The organism is Streptococcus hyointestinalis (assembly GCF_041225505.1).
Lineage (GTDB): Bacteria > Bacillota > Bacilli > Lactobacillales > Streptococcaceae > Streptococcus > Streptococcus hyointestinalis_B.
This window is the reverse complement of record NZ_JBCLSK010000021.1, coordinates 1-22,772: the sequence shown is the minus strand read 5'-3', so window position 1 is coordinate 22,772 and position 22,772 is coordinate 1. Positions and strand designations below refer to the sequence as shown.

22 protein-coding genes, 2 pseudogenes and 1 riboswitch are annotated in these 22,772 nt (G+C 44.8%); of the genes and pseudogenes, 7 read left to right on the top strand and 17 right to left on the bottom strand.

Annotated elements, in window-relative coordinates:
- Positions 1 to 17: 17 nt before the first annotated feature.
- Both AALA56_RS06355 and AALA56_RS06350 read left to right on the top strand, forming a co-directional pair.
- The gene (locus tag AALA56_RS06355) at positions 18 to 1,712 is read left to right on the top strand and encodes an oleate hydratase (RefSeq protein ID WP_369909270.1); all 1,695 of its coding nucleotides are present in this window, start codon (positions 18 to 20) and stop codon (positions 1,710 to 1,712) included.
- Between the two features lie 107 nt (positions 1,713 to 1,819).
- Positions 1,820 to 2,890: an endonuclease/exonuclease/phosphatase family protein gene (locus AALA56_RS06350; protein ID WP_369909269.1), complete on the top strand. Its 1,071-nt coding sequence runs from the start codon at positions 1,820 to 1,822 to the stop codon at positions 2,888 to 2,890.
- Positions 2,891 to 2,923: 33 nt separating this feature from the next.
- Here AALA56_RS06350 and AALA56_RS06345 read toward each other — a convergent pair whose 3' ends face one another.
- From AALA56_RS06345 to AALA56_RS06285, 13 genes are all read right to left on the bottom strand, one after another.
- Positions 2,924 to 4,660, bottom strand: a complete 1,737-nt coding sequence (locus AALA56_RS06345) for an ABC transporter ATP-binding protein (RefSeq protein ID WP_369909268.1) — start codon at positions 4,658 to 4,660, stop codon at positions 2,924 to 2,926.
- Positions 4,650 to 6,383: an ABC transporter ATP-binding protein gene (locus AALA56_RS06340; protein WP_369909267.1), complete on the bottom strand. Its 1,734-nt coding sequence runs from the start codon at positions 6,381 to 6,383 to the stop codon at positions 4,650 to 4,652. The genes AALA56_RS06345 and AALA56_RS06340 overlap by 11 nt, the downstream gene beginning before the upstream one ends.
- A 14-nt stretch (positions 6,384 to 6,397) precedes the next feature.
- Positions 6,398 to 6,997 carry a lysozyme family protein gene (locus AALA56_RS06335; protein WP_369909265.1) on the bottom strand — a complete coding sequence of 200 codons (600 nt, stop codon included), beginning with the start codon at positions 6,995 to 6,997 and terminating at the stop codon, positions 6,398 to 6,400.
- A 1-nt stretch (position 6,998) separates the two neighbouring features.
- Complete coding sequence (locus AALA56_RS06330; RefSeq protein ID WP_369909264.1) at positions 6,999 to 7,976, bottom strand: nucleoid-associated protein; 978 nt, start codon at positions 7,974 to 7,976, stop codon at positions 6,999 to 7,001.
- Positions 7,973 to 9,238, bottom strand: coding sequence for a serine hydroxymethyltransferase (glyA, locus tag AALA56_RS06325; RefSeq protein WP_369909263.1), 1,266 nt, complete (start codon positions 9,236 to 9,238; stop codon positions 7,973 to 7,975). The genes AALA56_RS06330 and glyA overlap by 4 nt, the downstream gene beginning before the upstream one ends.
- A gap of 40 nt (positions 9,239 to 9,278) precedes the next feature.
- On the bottom strand, positions 9,279 to 9,875 hold the full coding sequence (locus AALA56_RS06320) for an L-threonylcarbamoyladenylate synthase (RefSeq protein ID WP_369909262.1): 597 nt from the start codon (positions 9,873 to 9,875) through the stop codon (positions 9,279 to 9,281).
- Positions 9,853 to 10,695 (bottom strand): peptide chain release factor N(5)-glutamine methyltransferase, encoded by an 843-nt coding sequence (prmC, locus tag AALA56_RS06315; protein ID WP_369909282.1) that lies wholly within the window; start codon positions 10,693 to 10,695, stop codon positions 9,853 to 9,855. The genes AALA56_RS06320 and prmC overlap by 23 nt, the downstream gene beginning before the upstream one ends.
- Complete coding sequence (gene prfA / locus AALA56_RS06310; RefSeq protein ID WP_369909261.1) at positions 10,695 to 11,774, bottom strand: peptide chain release factor 1; 1,080 nt, start codon at positions 11,772 to 11,774, stop codon at positions 10,695 to 10,697. The genes prmC and prfA overlap by 1 nt, the downstream gene beginning before the upstream one ends.
- A 16-nt stretch (positions 11,775 to 11,790) precedes the next feature.
- Complete coding sequence (locus AALA56_RS06305; protein WP_369909281.1) at positions 11,791 to 12,387, bottom strand: thymidine kinase; 597 nt, start codon at positions 12,385 to 12,387, stop codon at positions 11,791 to 11,793.
- A gap of 589 nt (positions 12,388 to 12,976) precedes the next feature.
- The gene (locus tag AALA56_RS06300) at positions 12,977 to 14,254 is read right to left on the bottom strand and encodes a nucleobase:cation symporter-2 family protein (RefSeq protein ID WP_369909260.1); all 1,278 of its coding nucleotides are present in this window, start codon (positions 14,252 to 14,254) and stop codon (positions 12,977 to 12,979) included.
- The gene (locus tag AALA56_RS06295; RefSeq protein WP_369909259.1) at positions 14,247 to 14,828 is read right to left on the bottom strand and encodes a xanthine phosphoribosyltransferase; all 582 of its coding nucleotides are present in this window, start codon (positions 14,826 to 14,828) and stop codon (positions 14,247 to 14,249) included. The genes AALA56_RS06300 and AALA56_RS06295 overlap by 8 nt, the downstream gene beginning before the upstream one ends.
- A 58-nt stretch (positions 14,829 to 14,886) precedes the next feature.
- Positions 14,887 to 14,983: riboswitch (purine riboswitch) on the bottom strand.
- A 58-nt stretch (positions 14,984 to 15,041) separates the two neighbouring features.
- A complete protein-coding gene (locus AALA56_RS06290) occupies positions 15,042 to 15,392 on the bottom strand; it encodes a WYL domain-containing protein (protein ID WP_369909258.1) in 351 nt (116 codons plus the stop codon).
- A gap of 74 nt (positions 15,393 to 15,466) precedes the next feature.
- Positions 15,467 to 15,976 (bottom strand): helix-turn-helix transcriptional regulator, encoded by a 510-nt coding sequence (locus AALA56_RS06285; protein ID WP_369909257.1) that lies wholly within the window; start codon positions 15,974 to 15,976, stop codon positions 15,467 to 15,469.
- Between the two features lie 81 nt (positions 15,977 to 16,057).
- Between AALA56_RS06285 and AALA56_RS06280 the strand changes: the two genes are divergently transcribed.
- A complete protein-coding gene (locus AALA56_RS06280; RefSeq protein ID WP_369909255.1) occupies positions 16,058 to 16,696 on the top strand; it encodes an FMN-dependent NADH-azoreductase in 639 nt (212 codons plus the stop codon).
- 30 nt (positions 16,697 to 16,726) lie between these two features.
- On the opposite strand, the gene guaC is transcribed toward AALA56_RS06280, so the two are convergent.
- Positions 16,727 to 17,710, bottom strand: coding sequence for a GMP reductase (guaC, locus tag AALA56_RS06275; protein WP_369909253.1), 984 nt, complete (start codon positions 17,708 to 17,710; stop codon positions 16,727 to 16,729).
- Between the two features lie 237 nt (positions 17,711 to 17,947).
- Between guaC and AALA56_RS06270 the strand changes: the two genes are divergently transcribed.
- The 4 genes and pseudogenes from AALA56_RS06270 (at position 17,948) to AALA56_RS06255 (ending at position 21,073) form a co-directional block, all read left to right on the top strand.
- A complete protein-coding gene (locus tag AALA56_RS06270; protein ID WP_369909252.1) occupies positions 17,948 to 18,133 on the top strand; it encodes a 4-oxalocrotonate tautomerase in 186 nt (61 codons plus the stop codon).
- A 125-nt stretch (positions 18,134 to 18,258) separates the two neighbouring features.
- Positions 18,259 to 19,197 (top strand): FAD:protein FMN transferase, encoded by a 939-nt coding sequence (locus AALA56_RS06265; protein ID WP_369909250.1) that lies wholly within the window; start codon positions 18,259 to 18,261, stop codon positions 19,195 to 19,197.
- A gap of 23 nt (positions 19,198 to 19,220) precedes the next feature.
- Positions 19,221 to 19,823, top strand: a complete 603-nt coding sequence (locus tag AALA56_RS06260) for an NADPH-dependent FMN reductase (RefSeq protein ID WP_369909249.1) — start codon at positions 19,221 to 19,223, stop codon at positions 19,821 to 19,823.
- Positions 19,824 to 19,837: 14 nt separating this feature from the next.
- Positions 19,838 to 21,073, top strand: a pseudogene (locus AALA56_RS06255) (NAD(P)H-dependent oxidoreductase).
- A gap of 52 nt (positions 21,074 to 21,125) precedes the next feature.
- Here the strand turns inward: AALA56_RS06255 and AALA56_RS06250 are convergent.
- The 3 genes and pseudogenes from AALA56_RS06250 to AALA56_RS06240 form a co-directional block, all read right to left on the bottom strand.
- A pseudogene (locus AALA56_RS06250) lies at positions 21,126 to 21,951 on the bottom strand (SDR family oxidoreductase).
- 45 nt (positions 21,952 to 21,996) lie between these two features.
- The gene (locus tag AALA56_RS06245) at positions 21,997 to 22,578 is read right to left on the bottom strand and encodes an NAD(P)H-binding protein (RefSeq protein WP_369909248.1); all 582 of its coding nucleotides are present in this window, start codon (positions 22,576 to 22,578) and stop codon (positions 21,997 to 21,999) included.
- The coding region (locus AALA56_RS06240; RefSeq protein WP_369909247.1) for a hypothetical protein at positions 22,575 to 22,772 on the bottom strand (198 nt) is incomplete at its 5' end. The genes AALA56_RS06240 and AALA56_RS06245, both read right to left, overlap by 4 nt.

Below are 22,772 nucleotides of genomic sequence, written 5' to 3'. Positions count from 1 at the left end.
TTGTGGAGGATAGCCTTATGCAAAAGAAAAAAGCAATCATGATAGGGGCAGGAATCGCCAATATGGCGGCGGCTGTGTACCTTATCCAGGAAGGTGGTTGGAATGGTGATCAGATTACCTTTTACTCCTTGGACGACCACGGTTCAAATGATGGCTCCACTACTGAAGCTGCTAAGGATGATTATTGGAATAAAAATCACCCTATGGAAAATCAAAAAGGCTATATTGCACGTGGTGGACGCATGCTTAACTACCGCACTTACGTCGATTTGATGGATTTGCTTGACCGTATTCCATCGGCTACTGAGCAAGGAATGACTGCTGCACAAGACACACGTGAGTTTGACGCAGCACACCCAACTTATGACAAAGCAAGATTGCTAGAAGGTGGCAAGGGTATTGTCAACGGTAGTCATTTAGGGCTCAACAACACTAGCCGTAAGCTTCTCACTAAACTCATCATGATGCCCGACTCAAGAGAGGAAGAACTTGACAATGTTACCATTGCTGAGTACTTCAAGGACGACCCTGAGTTTTTTGAAACCAACTTTTGGTTTATGTGGGAGACAACCTTTGCCTTTCGCACACAAAGCTCAGCGCAAGAATTGCGTCGCTACATGCACCAAATGATTTATGAGTTTACGCAAATCGAGCACTTGGTCGGTGTCAATCGCACACGCTACAATCAATTTGAAAGTATCATGTTGCCTTTGATTAACTATTTGACTGAGCAAGGTTGCAAAATCGTCCTTAACCGTCTGGTGACAGACTGGGAATTTAAAGAAACACCTATGCAAGATGAGATTACAGTGACAGGTCTTCGTATGCTAAACACCGATACTAATCAAGAAGAGTTTGTCGAAGTCGATGAGGATACAGCAGTTATCTTTACCAACGGCTCTATCACAGACTCTGCTAGTCTCGGTGAATTTGATACACCTGCTCCTGAAAATCCTGACTACGGTGCTGCTTCTAGTCTTTGGAAAAAAGCAACCCAACGTTTCTACAACTTGGGAAATCCAGACAAATTCTTTGCGGATCGTGATGCCAGTGAATGGGTTAGCTTCACACTAACCACAAAAGACCATCTTCTCCTCGAAGAAATCACTCGTATCACCACACAAGAACCCGGAAATGCGCTTAATTCGTTCATTTCGACCGTTCCTGTGACCCCGCTTCATCAAAAGGACGTCACCATGTCTATCGTGGTGCACCACCAACCACACTTCACCACTCAAAAACCAAATGAAACTGTGCTTTGGGGATACTTCCTCTATCCACGCAGAAAAGGTGAATTTGTGGACAAACCTTACATCGAAATGACTGGTCGTGAAATGGTCAAAGAATTGATTGGACAATTATCCAAAGTCGATCCTGGTCCTATCAATATCGAAACCAAAGAAAAAGCTATTATGAAGAGTGTGGTCAACTGTATCCCAGTTTACATGCCTTATGCTTCTGCACTCTTTAATAACCGTGCTAAGAGCGACCGTCCAAAGGTTATTCCAAAACATTCTACCAACCTTGCTTTTACTGGTGAGTTTGTAGAACAACCTTATCAAATGATTTTCACTGAGCAAAGTGCTGTACGCTCTGGTGAGATTGCAGCCTTCCACTTTGCAGGTGTGCCTATGTCACGACTGGTGCCTACACCTCGTTATGACAAAGACATCAAGACCCTGCTCAAAGCAGCTAAGAAAATGTTTGATTAAAGAAAAATCACAGTGCTTTCAGTGCTGTGATTTTTTTGTGTTTCTTAGCATACCGTTTTGAGCTGATTTATGCTAAACTAGTACTAACAATTGCTATGAGGTGACTTATGAAAAAGCTAGTAAAATGGCTGCTTATCTTACTGTCTGTATTTGTCTTGATTATTGGGAGCTATGTGGCTTATGTGCTTGTGGATTATCACCGTATCCCAGATAAGCAAGCGCTCACAGTCACGCAAAAAGCGACCAAAGAAAAACTTGTGACCAATCACAACTACCGTATCGCAACGTATAATATCGGCTTTGGTGCTTACCTGCCTGATTTTTCTTTTTTTATGGACGGTGGCAAGTCCTCTTGGGCAAAGAGTAAAAAGAGTGTCCAGTACGCTGTTAGTTCTGCTGGCAAAACCATCAAAAAGGAAAAGGTTGACTTTGCTCTCTTTCAAGAGGTGGATCTAAACGGCACACGCTCCTATCATGTCAATGAGGAGAACTTGCTGACTAAGCAGCTAGCAAACTACAGCCATACCTTTGCTATCAACTACCACTCTAGCTTTCTTTTTTACCCACTGACACAGCCACATGGCAAGAACACATCTGGGCTTGCGACTTACAGCCGCTATCCTATCACAAGTGCTCTGCGGCGCTCTCTGCCTATCGCAACTAGCTTTTCCAAATATCTAGATCTCGACCGTGCCTATGCCATCCACCACATCCCTGTTACTAACAGCAAAGACCTTGTGCTCTTTAACGTCCATCTGTCAGCCTATGGCAATAGCGATAGCATTCGTAAAGCGCAGCTTGCCATGCTAAAAGCAGACATGGAAAAAGAGCTGGCTAAGGGCAATTACATCCTTGTCGGTGGCGACTTTAACCACAATCTAAAGGCAAAAGAGGGCGAGAAAAGCCCCGTCACTTGGGCATATCCCTTCCCACGCTCAAGTCTAGGGGATGACTTTACGCTCGCTATGGACAGTCTCAGCAAAGCAGAACTTGAGAATCTCGCAAATAGCGCCAGAAATACTGACACCGCCTACGTCAAGAGCAAAACCTACACAGTCATGCTAGACGGCTTTATCATCTCAAACAACATCAAGGTCAATCACTTGACTACCAAAGTAACCGGTTTTGCCTACTCCGACCACGAGCCTGTTCTTATGGATTTTCAGTTATTAGACTAAAGGAAAAACCGCAATTGCGGTTTTTTCGTTTTTCTAAGTCGCTTGCGCCATTTGCATGCTGTAGTACATACCTTTTCTGTCCATGAGATCTTGGTGATTGCCATACTCGACGATGTCACCGTCCACCATGACAAGGATAATATCGGCTGTCTCAATGGTCGACAGGCGGTGTGCAATGATAAAGCTTGTCCGCCCTTGCATAAGCTTTTCAAAGGCTGCTTGAATGAGTGCTTCTGTCCTGGTATCAATCGAAGACGTCGCCTCATCCAAAATCAAAATCTTCGGCAACTTGATAAAAATCCTTGCGATGGTCAGTAGCTGCCGTTGCCCTTGCGACAGCGACGCACCAGCGTCTGCCAGATAGGTATCGTAGCCTTGTGGCAACTGTCTAATGAAAAAGTCTGCATTAGCAGCTTTTGCCGCAGCGATGACCTCGTCTCGGCTAGCGTCTGGCTTGCCATAGGCGATATTATCATGAATGGTAGCTGTTTTGAGCCATGTCTCCTGCAAGACCATCCCAATCTGGCTACGCAAATCTTCAACGTCGTAGTCTGAAATAGACACACCGTCTAGCTTGATACTGCCCTTATCCACCTCGTAAAAGCGCATGAGCAGATTGATGAGGGTGGATTTACCAGCGCCGGTAGGTCCGACAACAGCGACTTTTGAGGCGGCAGGAATATCCAGATTGACATCTTTGATTAGGGGCTTGGTCTTGTCGTAGCCAAACTGGACATGCTCAAAACTCATCTGTCCGTAGAGGATCTGGCTATCGAGCGCACGCTTGACAGGCAGGTGATTCTCCTCCTCGTCTAGGATAAGGTAGAGCCTCTCAGCACAGGCGATAGCGCTCTGCATTTCAGAGAGAACCGCCGAGATGTCGTTAAAAGGCTTGGTGTACTGGTTGACATAGTTTAAAAAGGTGGTCAATTGCCCCACGCTAAAGGCGCCAGCCATGATACGTAACGCCCCCACACCAGCTAGAAGCGCATAGATGAGGCTATTGATAAAACGTGTCGTTGGATTGACCGTTGAGGAGTAAAAAATCGCACTCTTGGAGTAGTTAGCATAGCTTTCATTGAGCTCAGAAAAAGCCTCAATGCTTTTGTCTTGGGCATTGTAGGTTTGCAGTAGCGTCTCTTGGCTAATCATCTCCTCGATGTACTGCGTCACCTGCCCACGAGACTGGGTCTGCTTTTGATAGAGCGTGTAGCTTTTACTAGCAATAAGGCGAGCAGCAAAGAGCGACAGCGGCGTGAGTAGCAAAACCATCGCTAACATCAAGAGGTCAATATCCGCCATGCTAAAAATCGTCACAAGGATAGTCAAAATACCGATGAAAAACTGATTAAAGACCATCAAAAGCCCATTTGCCAACTGCTCAGTATCGGTCGTGACACGGCTAACCAAGTCCCCAACGGACTTTTTATCTAGATAAGCAAGTGGCAGATTGTCCAGCTTTTCCATGACACGCTGACGTAGACTTGCGATGTAGCGATAGGTCAGACGGTTGTAGATGATGGGATTGAGCCACTGAACGATGGTGTTGAGCCCAATGACGACTGCCATACGATAGAGGATAGGGAGGATGTTGTGGAGGGCGTTTGGTCTTATGACCACATCGACCGCATTTCCGATAAGAACTGGCAGATAGACCGTCAAGCCTACCTGCACACAGGTCAAAATCGTTGCTATCAGCACCCATTTGCGTTCAGAAAGGATGTCAAGAGAAAGCCGTTTTAGAGTTGATTGTTGATGTCTAGCGCGCATCTTGGTCTCCTTTCTGATGTTGTGAGAAGTGAATGGCTTGATAGAGGTCATTAGTCTCAAGCAGTGCCTCGTAACTGGCAAATCCTGCCTGACGTCCCTTATCCAGCACCAAAACCTTATCAGCAGTCCTTAGACTATTTGTCCGCTGAGAAATCATAATCAAAGTCGTCTCAAGCTCACTAGTAATCGCCTTTAGGAGCTTGGATTCGGTCAGATAATCAAGCGCTGATGTCGAGTCGTCTAAGACCAGAAAAGGCGACGCCTTGACGATGGCACGTGCGATGGTCAAGCGCTGACGCTGCCCACCAGAGAAATTACGCCCAAAAGCGGTAACCTCAGCATCCAATTGCCCTTCTTTTTGAGCGACAAAGTCGCTTGCCTGCGCAATATCAAGCGCTCGCCAAAGCTGTTCATCGCTAACCTCTTCTGAAATTCCAAGAAGAAGATTAGAGCGGATAGTGCCTTGAAAGAGCTCAGCCTTTTGCGGAACAACGTGCACCAAATCTCGCCATTCTCGGATGGTCTTTGGCGACTGCTGGTCTGTAAAAATCTGCAAATCTCCTTTTTGCGGACGATACAGGCGAGCCAGCAACTGCACAAGCGTTGACTTACCAGCGCCTGTCCCTCCGATGACGCCTAAAAAGGCTCCTTTTTGCAGTGAAAAGTCAAGTCCACTCAAAGACGGCTCAGCTGCCAAAGGATAAGTGAACTGAAGATTAGTCACTTTGAGCGCTGTTTGGTCTGTGACCCTTTCTTGCTCTAGGGGAGCGTCGAGTGCTTCTTCAGGTTTGGCAAAGACTTGACTAATCCGTCCAGCACTGATAAAGCTCTGATTGAGTGAGGTGACCAGCATGGTCATCTTGAGCAATTCCGTCAAAATCTGCAGGAGATAATTGATAAGCGCAATCAAAAGCCCTTGCGAGAGACGATTATCTGCAATCAAGTGATTGCCCTGCCAGATAACCAAAACCAAAGTGGCATTGACCACGAAGTAAGTCATGGGCGTCACCAAACTCGACCAATACCCCGCCCGTATCTGCAAGTGCGTGTAGTGGCTGTTAAGCGCTTCAAACTCCGCTTCCTCACGCTTCATCTGCCCAAAGGCTCTGATAACCCGCATGCCCTGCATCTGCTCACGTGTCTTTGTCACGATACTATCTGTCGCTAGGCGAATCTTGGCGTACAAGGGATTGAGCAAACGTGACATAGTAAAGACAACCACAAAGAGGATGACCACCATGCCTAAGAAATATAGCGTCATTTGCCTACTAATGGTAAATGCCATGATAATCGCTCCAAAAACGATAATCGGCGCCCGCAAAAAGAGTCGCAAGAATTGATTGATACCCGTCTGTATCTGATAAGTATCGCTAATCAAGCGTGTCACCAGACTAGAGGTGGTCAACTCATCTCGGTCTTCCTTACTCAAGCGCATGACCTTGGCGTAAAGGTCCGCTGTTAACTGCTTGGTGTAGCCCACAGCTGCTTTTGATGAAAAATACTGCGCACTAATGGACACAATAACACCAACCACCGCCAGCAAAAAGAGCAGACCCATGAGCATATAGAGCTGCGACTTGTCCTTGTGCGGAATAGCTGTGTCCACAATTTTTGCAATAATCAAGGGCACCATCAATTCAAACGATGCCTCTAACAATTTGAAAAGGGGTCCAAAGATTGTCTCTTTTAGATACCCCTTAAAATAATAACCTAGTTCTTTCATGCCTGTCTTTCTAATTACCAATTGAACAACTGCATCAACCACAGGTTAAAATGCACTTCCCTAGCATAGTAGATATTGCCACCATTTTTATAAAGGCGACCACCAGAAATTAAAGCCAGAGGATGGTGGTAAAAGTAAGTCTCACCTGTCGTGTTGTCAAGGCTCGGTGCCACAACATCTCGTGAATAGGTCTTAGCCAGCTCAATGGTGTGCTTCTTGCCGTGCTGTGCCACATAGTCGATATAGCCTGTCCCAAAATTATAAGCCTGCACAGCACTCCAAGCGTCTGTCCCTTTTTCATTTGCCAAGACAAGATTGTCCGTCAAGAGCTTGACACCTTGTTTGATACTGGTTTCAGAGTCTGTGATGGAATTGGCTTGCCCGTCAACACTCTCGCTAGACTGCATAACATCAAGCTCTGCTCCCTTGGTCTCGGTATAAATAATGGCTAATATCAAGTCAATATTGGTATTGGTACCGTTTTCAGCTAAACTGGTCGCTACCATGCTTCTGTAGGCTTCAACTTTTTTGACGCTCTCATGCACCAGATAAGCACGATAAGCCACGAAAGCCACAAGTAAAAGGATAACGAGACGTCTCAACCATTTAAACATACTATTTACTTCTTATATCTTCGATATTTTTAATGAGAATGGAGTAGGTACCATTGGCATTTTGGATAAACTCAACGGACTCCGCATCCTCATAGACATTATTGGGCACAATGAGCTCAATACCATTAGACAGAGATAACTTTTGATTTTCCAGCTTTTTTGCCTGCCGTGAGTAGTCAATATCTGAGACCGAGATGCTCTCTGGAATGTCCTCTTTTAGCTCATCGACAAAGGTCAAGCGAGCCGTCAGATTGTCCTCAAAGAGTTGATTGGCAAGCTTTTCAGGTGAGAGTTCTTGCTCTTCTTCTAGGTGCGTATACAGAGCAGACTTCATCTTGCTTTGAAAATTAAAGTCGTCTTGATTGAAATTTTCAGCGATTTTCTGCGCCGTTTTTTCCACCTGCTGTATAGCTTTTTTGACAGACTGTCTAGGTTCTACTTGCAGCAAATTTTCTGAAAAATAATGCGTAAAACTACCATTATGCTTCATCCGCTTTTCAATGAGATAATAGTCTCTGGTCACACGATTGACAACCAGCGCCTCGTCAGGCGTTTGCGCTGCTGAGGGCAGGTTGTTTTGGGTCGTCTTGATAGGTGTGTCGCTATCCATGTCGATGTGGGCTAAGTGCTCACGCAAAGCCACTCGCAAGAAAGCAAAATGCTCAACGCCGTCCTTATCAAACTGGATGAAAATCAAATCATTAGTCTTTTGATCCTCTGAGCTGACAAACTCCTCACGCCACAGCTCGGCAATCTTTTTTGAAGACGTCATCAAATCGTCATTGAGATAGCCAAAGAAAACATTTTCCTCCTCAAAACGCCCACGCTTAGCGTCTTCGGTAAAGACTTTAGCTAATTTTTTACGGAAATACTCATCTAGCTTGGGTGTGATACTGATAGGCTTGTCTGAAAAGTAGAGGTCCGTGTCGTTTGGCGAGAACTGATGGATGATGATTTGCTTGATATAGAGGTCTATCATTGCCCAAGTCCTTCGTAAAGTGGAAAGGCGTCAGTCAACTCGGCAACCTCACTACGCACCTCGTCAAGCACCGCTTCATTGTCATGATTTTCAAGTGCTTTCACCATCAAGTTGGCAATTTGGCGTGCCTCAGCAACGCCCATACCACGGCTTGTAATCGCAGGTGAGCCGATACGGATACCTGACGTCTTGAATGGTGACAAGGTCTCAAATGGGATAGAATTTTTATTGAGCGTGATGTTGACATCTTCTAGGATGTTCTGTGCGACTTTACCATTTTCAACGACCTTGGTCACATCCACTAAGAAGACGTGATTGTCTGTACCGCCAGAGATGACACGGAAATTGTCGTGTTGGTTAAAGACCTCAGCCATAGCAGCAGCATTATCCAAAACCGCTTGACCGTAGTCTTTGAAGGACGGATCGAGCGCTTCCTTAAAGGCGACAGCCTTTGCAGCAACGACATGCTCAAGCGGTCCACCTTGAAGCCCTGGAAAGACAGCTGAGTTGATTTTTTTAGCAAGGGCTTCGTCATTTGTCAAAATCAAGCCACCACGAGGTCCACGAAGGGTTTTATGGGTCGTTGTCGTTGTGATGTGAGCATAAGGCACAGGGCTTGGGTGATGTCCTGAAGCGACAAGTCCTGCGATATGCGCCATATCCACCATGAGGTAAGCCCCAACGCTATCAGCAATTTCACGGAATTTGGCAAAGTCAATAATGCGTGAGTAAGCCGACGCTCCAGCCACGATGAGTTTTGGCTTCACTTCCTCGGCAAGAGCGAGGATAGCATCGTAATCAAGACGTTCAGTGTCCTTATCGACATTGTAAGGGACAAAGTGATAGGTTTGCCCAGAGAAGCTGACAGGGGCACCGTGCGTCAAGTGTCCACCAGCTGCCAAGTCCATCCCCAGCACAGTATCGCCTGGTTTGATGAGAGCCTTGTAGGCTGCGGCATTAGCTTGGCTTCCAGAGTGGGCTTGGACATTGACAAACTCTGCGCCAAACAACTCTTTAGCACGCTCGATAGCGAGGTTTTCAATCACATCAACGCAGTCAGTTCCACCGTAGTAGCGTTTACCTGGGTAACCTTCAGCGTACTTATTGGTCAAGACAGTGCCTTGTGCTGCCATAACTGCTTTTGAGACAACATTTTCAGAAGCGATAAGCTCGATGTTGTTTTGCTGGCGACGCTCCTCAGCCGCTACTGCTTCCCATACCTCTGGGTCAAATGCACGATAGTTTTCTTTGTCAAAAATCATTTTCATACCTCCATGGTTTCATCAACAGAACAAAGTGTTCTTAATCAAAAGTGAGTTCAGGAACCGCCTCTAACAACTGTTCTTTGGTAATCATACCTTGCCGTAAAATCTTTGCTTTTTTTTGCGAGATGTCTAGAATGGTCGAGTCCTTACCAGTGATTGCCGAGTCGTCCTCATAACCTAAGACTTGATGGTCAAACTCCGCCATGATATCCTCAAATACCGTGCCGCTTTTCTTACCAGAAATGTTAGCAGACGGACCTATTAAGGGACCTTCCTTTTGGATAAGCTCAAGCGTCTTTGGATGACTAGGGACTCTAAAGCCGACCGTATCATAGCCTGAGTTTATCCAAGCTGGCACTCTTTCATTGGCTTGCAAGATAATCGTCAAAGGACCCGGCAAAAAAGCATCGTAGAGCTTTTTGAAAAAAGCAGGCTGATGAGACGAATAAGTCAAAATCTCATCAAAAGAGCTGACATTTAGGTTCATTGCCTTGTCACGTGGGCGTTTTTTGAGCTGATAGACATAGTCTACAGTCTCTTCATCTAGCGCCTTGGCAAAAAGACCATAGACCGTCTCTGTCGGCAGAACAACCGCTCGCTTTTCTTCTAGCTCAATCCTCAATTGAGACATCATCTACTGCCACCATCCTATCCTTGCCAAACATATCTTGAATCACACGCACCCTTGCCTTTGGCAAGTGCTTTTGCACCATCTCTGCAAGCCCCTTCCCCTGCTTATAGCCAATCTCAAAGTAGAGCTTGCCCTTAGCTGTGAGGTAGTTACTTGCTTGCTCGATGATTTGCCGATAAATAGCGTAGCCATCTTCTTGTGCAAAGAGAGCACTATGCGGCTCTGATGTGAGGACATTGATCCCCACCTCATCCTTATCACTCTCAGCTATGTAGGGCGGATTGGACACGATAATATCAAATGAACCCTGAATAGCGCTAAAAACGTCTGAATGGACAAAGTTCATATCAAGCACCAAATTCTTGGCATTTTGCTGTGCTACACCAAGAGCAGCCTGCGAGAGGTCGCTGGCAGTGACCTGCCAGTTTGGACGTCTTTTTTTCAGTGCCAAAGCAATAGCTCCGCTACCTGTACCAATGTCCAAGACCCTACAAGCTGTGTCTGGATTTTCAGCCAGTATCAGCTCAACCAGCTCCTCAGTCTCAGGTCGAGGAATGAGGACACGCTCATCCACACGAAGCGTCATATCGCAAAAGGACGCATAACCCAAGATATACTGAGCAGGCTTGTGGCTAGCAAGCTGGCTATAGATAGCCTCAAGAAGCACAAGGTCACTCTCAGAAATGGCTTGATTTTGCGCTAAGAGATAGTCAAGCGTTGACCAGCTTTTTTGCTCCTTAAAGACAAAGGCTAGCGCTTCACTCTCCTCGCCGATAGCAGCTAGTTTTTGCTGATAGTGCTCAAAAGCTTGTGCGTAATTCATCATTGATTGAGCTTTTCTAGTTTTTGCGTTTGGTCGTAGAGGACAAGCGCATCAATGACCTCATCGAGCTTACCAGACAAAATACTGTCCAGTTTTTGCAGCGTTAAGCCAATGCGATGATCCGTCACACGGTTTTGTGGGAAATTGTAAGTACGGATACGTTCCGAGCGGTCTCCTGTACCGACTGTCGACTTACGCTCAGCATCTTGCTCATCTTGAGCGATTTGGGCAAAGTGGTCTGCCACACGTGCACGGATAATCTTCATCGCCTTGTCACGGTTTTTCTGCTGCGTACGTTCTTCCTGCATTTCCACCTTGATATTGGTTGGCAAGTGGACGATACGCACGGCAGTCGCCACTTTATTGACATTTTGTCCACCAGCACCAGAAGCGTGGTAGATATCGATACGCAGGTCTTTGGGATCAATGTCGTACTCGACTTCTTCGATTTCAGGCATGACAAGAACAGTCGCTGTTGAGGTGTGGACACGCCCTTGGCTCTCGGTCACAGGCACACGCTGCACACGGTGCGCACCGCTCTCATACTTGAGTTTTGAATAGACCGATTGTCCTGAGACCATAGCGACCACTTCTTTGATACCGCCGACACCGTTGACTGATGTCTCCATGACCTCAAAGCGCCAGCCTTGGCTTTCAGCGTATTTTTGGTACATGTTGAGAAGATCTCCGGCAAAGAGAGCAGCTTCATCCCCACCTGCTGCGCCACGGATTTCAAGGATGATGTTCTTGTCGTCATTTGGATCTTTTGGCAATAGCAAAATCTTGAGTTTTTCTTCGTATTCTTCTTTTGCAGCTTTGGCTTCTTTGAGCTCTTCTTTTGCCATTTCCTCTAGTTCGCTATCACCAGAAGCGTCCTTAATCATCTCTTCGGCGTCTGTGATGTTTTGCAGAACCTTTTTGTAGTCACGGTAAACCGCAACGGTTTCACGAGTGCTTGCTTCTTCTTTTGACAAAGCCATAAAACGCTTGGTATCTGAGACGACCTCAGGGTCACTGAGCAATTCGCCAAGCTCCTCATAGCGATCTTCAACGGCTTGCAGTTGATCGTAGATATTCATTGGTTCTGTAGTCTCCTTAGCTGTTAGTTGTGTTGAGCGGCTGGTCTAAGTCAGGGTGAAAATAATGCCTGCGACAAACAGGGATATAGGTCTCATTGCCACCGATTTGGATTTGCTCACCGTGGTAAACAGGCTTGCCATTTTCCGTACGCAAGACCATGGTTGCCTTTTTAGAGCAAAATTGGCAAATGGTTTTAATCTCTTCAATCTTGTCTGCCAAAAGCAAGAGGTATTTTGACCCTTCAAAAAGCTCATTTTGAAAATCATTTTTAAGCCCGAATGCCATGACAGGAATGTCATACTCATCTACCAAGTGTGCCAAGTCATAGACATTTTGCTTGCTCAAAAACTGACACTCGTCAATCAAAACACAATAAGGCTTTTTAGGTAATCTTGCCACTAAGCTGATAATGTCAGTCTCATTTGAGATTGGAATCGCCTCACGGCGCATGCCGATACGACTCGAGACAATCCCAACGCCATCCCGTTTGTCTAGAGCACTCGTCATGATAACGACAGGCTTTCCCTGTTCCTCATAGTTGTGCGCTACTTTTAAAATTTCAATGGTCTTACCAGAATTCATGGTACCATACTTATAGTAGAGTTGTGCCAAAACGCTCATTCTCACCTTCTAATATGATCTCGTCTATTATATCAAAAAAGACGCTGTCGTGCTACTCTATACAGATAAAAACCTCTCAACCGTACAAGACAAAAACACCTCCTTAATAAGAAGTGTTTTATCTTTTGATGTTTATTCCTACTACTATCTGCTGACACTAAAGATATTCTAGCATAAAAACGAGCAAATCAAGAACACTCTCCAGTGCCATAAGGTCAAAAACCAATTGTAATTTAGCTTCATCGCAGTTTTCTTGACTGTTTTCAACCACTTTCCCACCAGTATCAGATGGTATGTTTTCAACCTCATCAATTTTTACTGTATTAGTACAATTGATGAGGTTGCTCCCAATGCGACTACCAAACCAGCTGTTGCAGTCTTTAAAAGACGTTTCTCCATGATTTTCTCCTTTTTCACCTACTTTTAGAAAGGCTTGGCTGTAAAGTCAAGCCTTGATATAGATAGTATATCAAGCGTTTTGTCAAGTATTTTTAGTCAACTGACCTAATATTTTGTAAAAATCCATACTAAAAGCGCTAAGACTGAAGAAGTCCTAACGCTTTTAATTTTTTAATTTCTATTATTTGGACTCTTTGCCGTTAAAGAGTAGGTTTAGTGTAATGGAGCACAGTGTTGCAATGACAATACCGTTTGTCAAGAACATTTGGGCATTGGTTGGTAGGCTATTAAAGAGGTTGGTGCCGTTAAAGCCAACACCTGCAGCGATCGAAACGGCTGCGATGATGAGATTGTGCTCATTATTTTTGAAATCAACGCTGTTGAGGATTTGAATCCCTTGGACAGATACCATCCCAAACATGACCAGCATACCGCCACCAAGCACTGGACTTGGAATCATCTGCGCTAGCGCCCCGAATTTTGGAAGCAAACCTAGAATAACAAGGAACAGCGCTGTGTAGTAGATTGGGCGGCGTGTGCGGATACCAGAGAGTTGCACCAAGCCGACATTTTGTGAGAAACCTGTGTATGGGAAGGTATTGAAAATACCGCCAAGTAAAACGGCAAATCCTTCGGCACGGTAACCGTTTCTAAGACGCTTGCTATCAAGTGTCTCTCCTGTGATGTCAGCAAGAGCGAGATAAACACCTGTCGACTCAACCAAGGACACCACTGCGATGATACACATCATGACAATAGATGACAACTCAAACTTTGGCATACCAAAGTAAAATGGTCTCGGTACATGGACGATAGGCGCTTCTGCTACCGCTGAAAAATCAACTAGACCCATGAAAGCAGCCACCACAGTCCCTACAATCAAACCGATCAAAATCGAAATAGACTTGATAAAACCAGTGGTAAACTTATGTAGCAACAAAATAATAGCAATCGTTAGAAGAGATAAAACCAAGCTCGTAGCACTCGGTGACTTGGCATTGTCTCCCATATTGCCAACAGCGACTGAGATAAGCGTCAAACCAATGGTAGTGATGACAGAACCTGTCACAATCGGCGGGAAAAACTGAGCGATTTTTGAAAAGACACCAGCAATGACAATGACAAAGATACCAGATGCTATAAGAGCACCAAACATGGTTCCACTACCGTGCTTAGCTCCGATGATAGACAGGGGCGCTACCGACTGAAAGGCAACCCCTAAAACGACTGGTAGCCCCACACCAAAGTGCTTACGCAACTGCACTTGGAGGAATGTCGCTATCCCGCACATGAAAATATCCGTCGAGATGAGATAGGTCAACTGCTCCGATGAGTAGTTGAGCGCTGAGGCAATCATGATAGGCACTAGAATGGAGCCAGAGTACATAGCAAGCAAATGTTGCAATCCTAAAATGGCAGCTTGAGAATGTTTTTGTTCGTTGAGTTCCATCTTACGCATCTGCCTCCATGAAGGTGATTTGACCGTTTTCAAGCGACTGCAAACGTGCTAGCGAAGTCACTCGAACGCCCTCTTTTTCTAAGAACTGACGCCCGTCTTGGAAGGATTTCTCAATGACAATGCCGACACCAGCTACCTTGGCGCCAGCCTGCTCGATGATACTAATCAAGCCTTTAGCTGCCTGACCATTTGCCAAAATATCATCCACAATCAAGACCACATCATCTTGACTTAAAAACTTGCTAGCAATAGAGACTTGGCTAGTGGTTTGTTTGGTAAATGAATAAACGTCAGCACTTAAAATGCCCTCTGTCATGGTGATGTTTTTGGCTTTTTTAGCAAAAATCATCGGTACCTGCATGGTCTCTGCAGTATAGAGCGCTGGGGCAATCCCTGAGGCTTCAATAGTGACAATCTTTGTAATACCAGCGTCTTTGTAAGCGTCTGAAAAGACTTTCCCAATCTCTTTCATCAAGCCAGTATCCACTTGGTGGGTCAAAAAGCTGTCCACTTTTAAAACAGTGTCACTCAAAATGCTGCCGTCTTTGACAATACGGTCTTCTAATAATTTCATTTTTCCTCCAAAAAAGTAAAAAAGGCTAAGGAATCCTTAACCTCATTGTGCATTCTACCAGTAGACTAAGCTACCTCATTGTTAGGCATTTACGGTGCCTTGTAGAAACGTTGAGCCCATTCTCAACATAAATAAGGTTTTTATAGGGTCACTAACTTATGATCTTCTTATTGTATCATTTCAACACTTATATTGCAAGATGACAAAAAAGTGTTATTGATAGCGCTTCATGATAACACACAGTTTCTCCAGATAAGCCTCACGTAAAAAGGCAGGCTCCATCACCGTCACATGCTCCCCAAAAGTGAGGAGATAATGCACTAGATAATCTAACTCTTCACGATTAAAACGCCCGACAATGTAGCTTTTATCGCTTTCTTCCTGGAGCTTCATATCCCGATAAGCTCCTTTTAGAAAATGCTCCTTGCCTGCAGTGTCTACCTCACATTTAAACGGCGTGTCCAGATAGTCTTGATAAAAAGCGGTGAAAGACTGAGCGAGCTCTTTGCGACTTTGCCATTTTTCTTGATTGTCTGCTTTCTCGCAGGCTAAGAGACAATCCACACGATAAATTTTCCACCTCGCCTCATCCACCACATAAGCTTCAAAAAACAGATACCACTGCGATAAAAGACCGTTTAGATTTGGATGACTTGCTGCAAACGCTCCTTTTGCTGGTAATCAATCCATAACAACTGCTCATTGATCGTCGCTTCTAGCAATTGTCTCAAAAATGTACTGGATGAAATCACTGGGATGTCGTAAAATTCTAGGACATCTAAAATCTTTAAAACATAGTCCTTCTGCCTTTTGGACAAAGAAGCTAGCAGTTTTTCAAAAATCTGCGGATAACTTTTGTCAAACGGCGTCACAGACAGTCTCCTCAAGGACTGAAGAGCATAAAAAATCATGGTCAAGTCATCTTGTGTAAAATAAACAGGCGCTAGCAGGCTCTTTTGCACCAGATGATAGCCACCGTTTTTGCCAGTCTCGGTATAAAAAGCTAAGCCCATCTCCTCTAATGCCGTCATGTCTCGCAGAGCCGTTCGCTTTGAAATCTCAAACTCCGCCATGAGGTCTTTGAGCTGGAAAAAGGGGCGTTCTGAGAGGAATATAAGCTCTTGGTTGAGGCGTTCTGATTTTTTCATCTTTTCTTTCCTTATTGGTGTCATATTTTGACACCATTTTCTGTTATGATAAGTATATCAAAAGAAAAAGGAGAACACAAAATGAAAACCTTACTTATCAATGCCCACCCAGATTTTAACAATAAAACGAGCTATAGTGCCTACTTGCAAGAAAAATTTCTTGATAAGTACAGGGCGCAATTTCCGCGCGAAGACCTGACCATTTTAAATCTCTATGAGGAAACAATCCCACGTATCAAGCAGGATGAGTTGCTTGGCATTTGGCAAAAGCAAGCGGATAATCTTCCTTTGACAGACAGCGAAGCCAGCCTAGCTCAGCAATCGCAAGCCCTGTTAGAGCAATTTAAAGGCCACCACCGCATTGTCATCGTCTCTCCTCTGCATAATTTCAACGTGACCTCACGCATGAAAGACTACATCGACAACATTTTGATTGCTAGAGAGACCTTTAAGTACACGGAAAATGGCTCTGTTGGGCTTATGAGTGATGATTATCAAGTGCTTTTGCTGCTTGCCAGTGGCTCTGTCTACACCAATCGAGACCGATACACAGCTCTTGATTTTGCACCCAACTATATCCGTGGCATTTTCCAAGAAATCATGGGTTTTGACGCCTTTCACCTTGTGAGAGCACAGGGCACTTCTGTACGCTCTAGAGAGGAGGTCCTAGCTGAGGCAGATGCTGACTTGGAAAAAGCCTTTCCTGCCTTTTATCAGTAAAATAAAGCTGGGACTTGCCCAGCTTTATTTTTAAATCGAGTCGCCATTCCAAATGGAATTTTTGACGATAACATAGTCGACATGACGTAGACTCTCAAGGTCACGTCCTCCAGCGTAGGAGATGGAGCTTTGAAGGTCTTGCTGCATTTCCGTCAGGGTATCTGAGAGATGTCCTTTGACTGGTAACAGGATTTTCTTGCCCTCGACATTTTTATGTTCACCCTTTTGATACTCAGATGCTGAACCGTAGTACTCCTTGTACTGCTCGCCATCCACTTCGACCAACTTACCAGGGCTTTCTAGGTGCCCTGCAAAAAGTGAGCCAATCATGACCATAGTTGCTCCAAAGCGGATAGACTTGGCAATATCTCCATGCGTGCGGATACCGCCGTCAGCGATGATAGGCTTTCTAGCAGCCTTAGCACACCAACGCAGAGCCGCCAACTGCCAACCACCGGTACCAAAGCCAGTCTTGACCTTGGTGATACAGACTTTCCCCGGTCCAATGCCTAGTTTTGTAGCGTCAGCGCCAGCATTTTCCAAATCACGCACCGCCTGCGGTGTGCCGACATTGCCAGCGATGACAAAAGTCTCAGGCAACTCTTTTTTGATATGCTTTATCATCTCAATCACGCTGTCTGCATGCCCATGCGCAATATCAATGGTGATAAACTCAGGCACATCGTCCTTGAGCGAGCTGACAAAGTCATACTCGTAGTCCTTGACACCGACAGAGATTGAAGCGATAAGTCCCTTGTCGTGCATGCGCTTGATAAAGGGCTTACGTGCCTCCTCGTCAAAGCGGTGCATGATGTAAAAGTAACCCTCTTTTGCCAAATCCTCCGCAATCGCTTCATCAATGATCGTCTGCATATTGGCAGGAACTATAGGCATCTTGAAGCTGTAGTTGCCAAGTGTAACACTAGTATCCGCTTCAGAGCGACTCTTGATGATACACTTGTTTGGCACTAGCTGGATATCTTCGTAATCAAAAACAGGGATGTCATTTAACATATGATACTCCTAAATTCATAAAATGACCTTCCTATGTGACAAATCACATCGCTAGGTAATTTATTACCCTTCCACTATCAATTGTAGAATATTCTTTGTCTTTTGTCAATAAATAGAGATTATCTCATACAAAATATCAATAAAACACGAACGTTATTTTTCGCTACTGCTTCTACTAGATTTATGATACAATAAAGCTGAGCAGTTATCTGTATCCTAAAGAAAGTTGGTTCTACCATGCCATTTGTTAAAATTGATTTATTTGAAGGGCGCACACAGGAGCAAAAAGACGAGTTGGCTCGTGAAGTGACTGAGGTTGTCTCACGCATTGCTAAAGCGCCCAAAGAAGCTATCCAGGTCTTTATCAATGACATGCCAGAAGGCACTTACTACCCACACGGTGAGATGAAAAAGAAAAACTAAGCTGCTTGATTAAAGCAGTTTTTCTTTTGACCTAAAAACAGCTGTAACAGTCTTAGAAAAATTCAGAAAAGGCTTACATTTTTAAAAAGATAGCGCTATCATATAGTGTATAAGGAGGTGTTTTCGTGTATGCTAACCGCCGTCTCAAGATGATGGGAACGGTCATTGACATTGCTATTTGCTCTCATCAAGCGGATAAACAGCTGAAAGAAGTTGTCGAGCAACTGACTGTCCTTAAAAACCGTTTTAGTGCTAATGACGATGACTCTGAACTGATGGCGGTCAACCACAGTGCAGGGATTTCAAGCATCTCAGTGCAGCCAGATTTATATCGCTTGATTGCCATTGGCAAAAAGCATAGTCTAGCGAGTCCTAGCAATCTCAACATCGCACTAGGTCCTGTCGTGCAGACTTGGCGGATTGGCTTTAGCGACGCTAAAGTCCCTGACAAGAGCGAAGTGGCACAGGCGCTAGCGCTGACTGACCCTAGAGATATCATCCTAGACGAGAAAGAGCACAGCGTTTTTCTCGCCAAAAAAGGCATGAAAATTGACCTCGGTGCTCTTGCCAAAGGCTATATAGCAGACACTATCATGGCTACTCTTGCTAAGCAAGACGTCAGCTCTGCTATGATTAACCTCGGTGGCAACGTACTGGTCTATGGTAGCAATCCCAAGCGCCCAAGCGGTGAGTGGTTCATCGGTATTCAGGCGCCTAGTCAAAAAAGAGGGGTGCACCTAGGTGTTCTCCCTATCACATCGGGGTCTGTGGTGACTTCTGGTATCTACGAGCGACATCTCAGCGTAAATGGCAAGGACTACCACCACATCTTTGACAAAAGGTCAGGCTATCCTATCGAGAGTCCTCTCTCAAGTCTTACCATTGTGTCTGCTCTGTCGCTTGATTGTGAGATTTGGACGACGAGACTTTTTGGACTAGCGCTTGACGAGGTGCTTCTAACCATCAAACAAACACCTCACATTGAGGGTATCTTAGTGACCAAGGAGGGGCGTGCTATTGTCTCAAGTGGTCTTGAGAAGCGCTTCATCCCTTATCACTTTTAGGATTATAGAATTGAGGAAATGATATGAAACTTATCGGAATTGTCGGAACAAACTCGGCTAAGTCAACCAACCGCCAACTCTTAGAATACATGCAAAAACACTTTGTAGATAAGGCTGAGATTGAGCTGGTTGAGATTAAGGACTTGCCTGTTTTTAACAAACCTGCTGATAAACAAGTCCCTGACATCGTGCTTGAAATCGCAGGAAAAATCGAGCAAGCAGACGGTGTCATCATCAGCACACCCGAGTATGACCACTCTATCCCTGCCGTTTTGATGAATGCCCTTGCTTGGTTATCTTACGATATCTACCCACTGCTCAATAAACCAATCATGATTACTGGAGCGTCCTTTGGAACGCTTGGCTCGTCTCGTGCTCAGCTGCAGCTGCGCCAGATTCTCAACGCTCCTGAACTCAAGGCAAATGTCCTGCCAGATGAGTTCTTGCTCTCTCATTCTCTGCAGGCTTTCGACAAGGACGGCAACCTTCAAGATTTGGAGACTGTGCAAAAATTGGACGCCATCTTTGATGACTTCCGCCTCTTTGTCAAAATCGCAGGAAAACTCTCCAATGCGCAAGCGCTTCTACGTCAAGAAGCTGAAAACTTTGATTGGGAAACATTATAAAAAAGGAGAAGATCATGAAATTTGTAGGTATTGTTGGGTCAAATGCAGAGCAGTCATACAATCGCATGCTCTTAGAGTTTATTCGCAAGCAGTTCAAGCACAAATTTGAGCTTGAAGTTTTGGAAATCGCTGATGTTCCTATGTTTAACCAAGACCAAAACTGGAAGGACAGTTTTCAGTTGCGCCTATTGAACAATAAAATCACTCGTGCAGACGGTGTCATCATTGCTACACCTTAGCACAACCACACCATCACCGCTGCGCTCAAGAGCGTCCTTGAGTGGCTGTCTTATGAAACCCATCCTTTTGAAAATAAACCTGTTATGATTGTGGGGGCTTCTTATTATGACCAAGGAACGTCTCGTGCACAAGTCCACCTACGCAAAATCCTTGACGCCCCTGGTGTCAACGCCTATACTCTTCCTGGCAATGAATTTCTCCTTGGAAAAGCCAAAGAGGCTTTTGACAATGATGGCAATATCACGAGCGAAGGCACGGTCGCTTTTCTTGAGACTTGCCTAGATAACTTTGTCAAGTATGTCGAGGTGGTCTCTAAACTGCAAAAGCCAAAACCGATTGCTCCAGAGGATTTGGACTGTAACCATCCGATTGCAACGACTGTAACAGAGGTTGACCCTGATGATCCAGAGTGGGTGGAAAAGGTAGCTGAGCTGACAGGCGCTATCTCTGGAGACACTTATGTCAAGCTGGATCACGGTATCCTCACGGTTGACCAGATTAACATGTTCCTCAACTCTATGCCCTTTGAATTGACCTATGCCGATGATAACAACCAGTTCTTATACTACAATAACGCTCACCAAGACCCAGACACCATGCTAGCCAAGCGTGTGCCATCACAATCAGGTAGTCGCCTCTCAACCGTTCACAATAGCCTGCCTGCTAACCGCATGAAAAATGTCGAGTGGGTTATCGGAACCCTGCGTAATGGCAACCAAGAATACGTGCGCACCATTGTCCCTGGCTCACCAGCTGGTGTCATCAATACGCACAATTACCAAGCCAGGTACTATCCAGACGGCTCTTACGCTGGTATCAATGAAATTGTCTTTAATTTCCAACCGTGGCTAGACTGGTACCTCGAAACTACAGGACAACGCTTGGTCGGTGGCTCAAGTCCATTTGCGCCTACTGCTGCAACAAGTGACGCCACTTCTGGTGCTTCAGATAGTGGACACAACGCAAGCGACACGCAAGCAGACGCTACATCTGGCGCATCATCACACTAAGAAAAAGGACTTCGCTTTGTCTACACAAGGCTGAGTCCTTTTTAGTTTGATTTTACCTGACTTCATCCACATCACCATACCAATAGTTGGCAGTTACTCCACCATCCATGAGAAAGTCAGAACCGTTGATAAAACTTCCTGTTTCTCTAAGAAGAAATTCCCCAAGCGCTCCGATTTCATCTGGTGTACAAGCACGCCCTTGGACGGTCTTTGCTATCATAGCTTTGTAGCCAGCGCCTCGAGGTCCATTTAATTCATCAAGAGCAAGTGGTGTCATGACAATGCCTGGACTAATGGTATTGATACGAGCACCTTTTTTACCCCAATGAACGGCTTGACTTTGGACACGAAGCCCATTGCCACGCTTAGCGTATTGATAAGCTTCAAGACTATCTCTAATGTCTGACAACATCTCCAAATCTAGTAAATTTTCTGCTTTCGTTGTTGCTAATAAATTATCCTTTTCAATGCCAAGTGCTGGCAGACGATAACCAGATTGAGAAGAGATGACAACAGCGCTACTACCTTTAGTGACTATGTCACCAAAAATGTCAAGAATAAGAGCGGTGCCGTACAAGTCAACTCTAAGAACCGTTTCTTTATCCACTTGGGAAGGTGACACACCTGCTGCATGGATGAGGTATTTAATCCTACCCATTTGCCTTGCTTTATCGGCAAGAGCGTAAACAGAGTCACGTTCAGAAATATCAACAGTCGCTGTTTCAACGCTATAGCCTGCTTCACGTAAGATTTTAGCGACACGCTCTGCATTTTCTTGACGAAGGTCAGCAACTAGGATTCGTTTTTCCCGCACTGACACGACGAGCAATAGCAAGTCCAATACTTCCTGCTCCGATGAGCACAACTACTTCTGTCATTTTTACACACTTTCTATTCATTATCTAATGTCATTTCACTCTCTTTTATCGTACAATGCCCCAATTCTCCTTGACACCAAAACTTGGATCTTGAACCATCCTTTTGACCAAATCTGCAATGGCTTTACGAGAAATATCATTGCCATAAATGGTTTCACCTTTTGGATAAAGGATGTAGGATATGTCGCTAGAGTTATCAAACCACCCTGGACGAACAATGGTATAGTCTAGGATGGAAGCTTCAATTATATCGGCTGCTTTGCGATAAGGCGCTAGAACACCAGTACCATTTTGACTCGCACCATCAATCTCATCATAAATGCCATAGGAAGAAATAAAGACAAGCCTTCTGCTGCCAACCTTTGTCATCGCTTCAATGATTTGCTGAGCCATGGTTGGCAAATCTCCAGAAAGAGCTACAAAGACTAGGTCTGCTCCTTTAACCGCTTTTTCTAAGACTTCCTTATCAGCTGTTGACCCTGCTATCTTTTCAACACGTGGATGATCAGCCAATTGGTCAGCCGAACGGGAAAAAAGTGTCAAATGAACATCTGTTCCTTCTAATAGTGTCTTAGTCACTACACGTCCGAGTGAGCCTGTTGCTCCAATAATCGTTACTTGTGTCATATTTTCTTTCCTTTCTTCGCCAGAATAAACACATTATTTCTTGACTTGATGAATTGATTATAATCCGTTACAATAAAATTATCCAATACATTCTTTTTATTATTGATTATATTTTTGGGAACTATATATCTGTTTACACTAACCACAATATGTAGTATTTCGACAACATCAAAAAAGGCGACTTCCAAACTAGG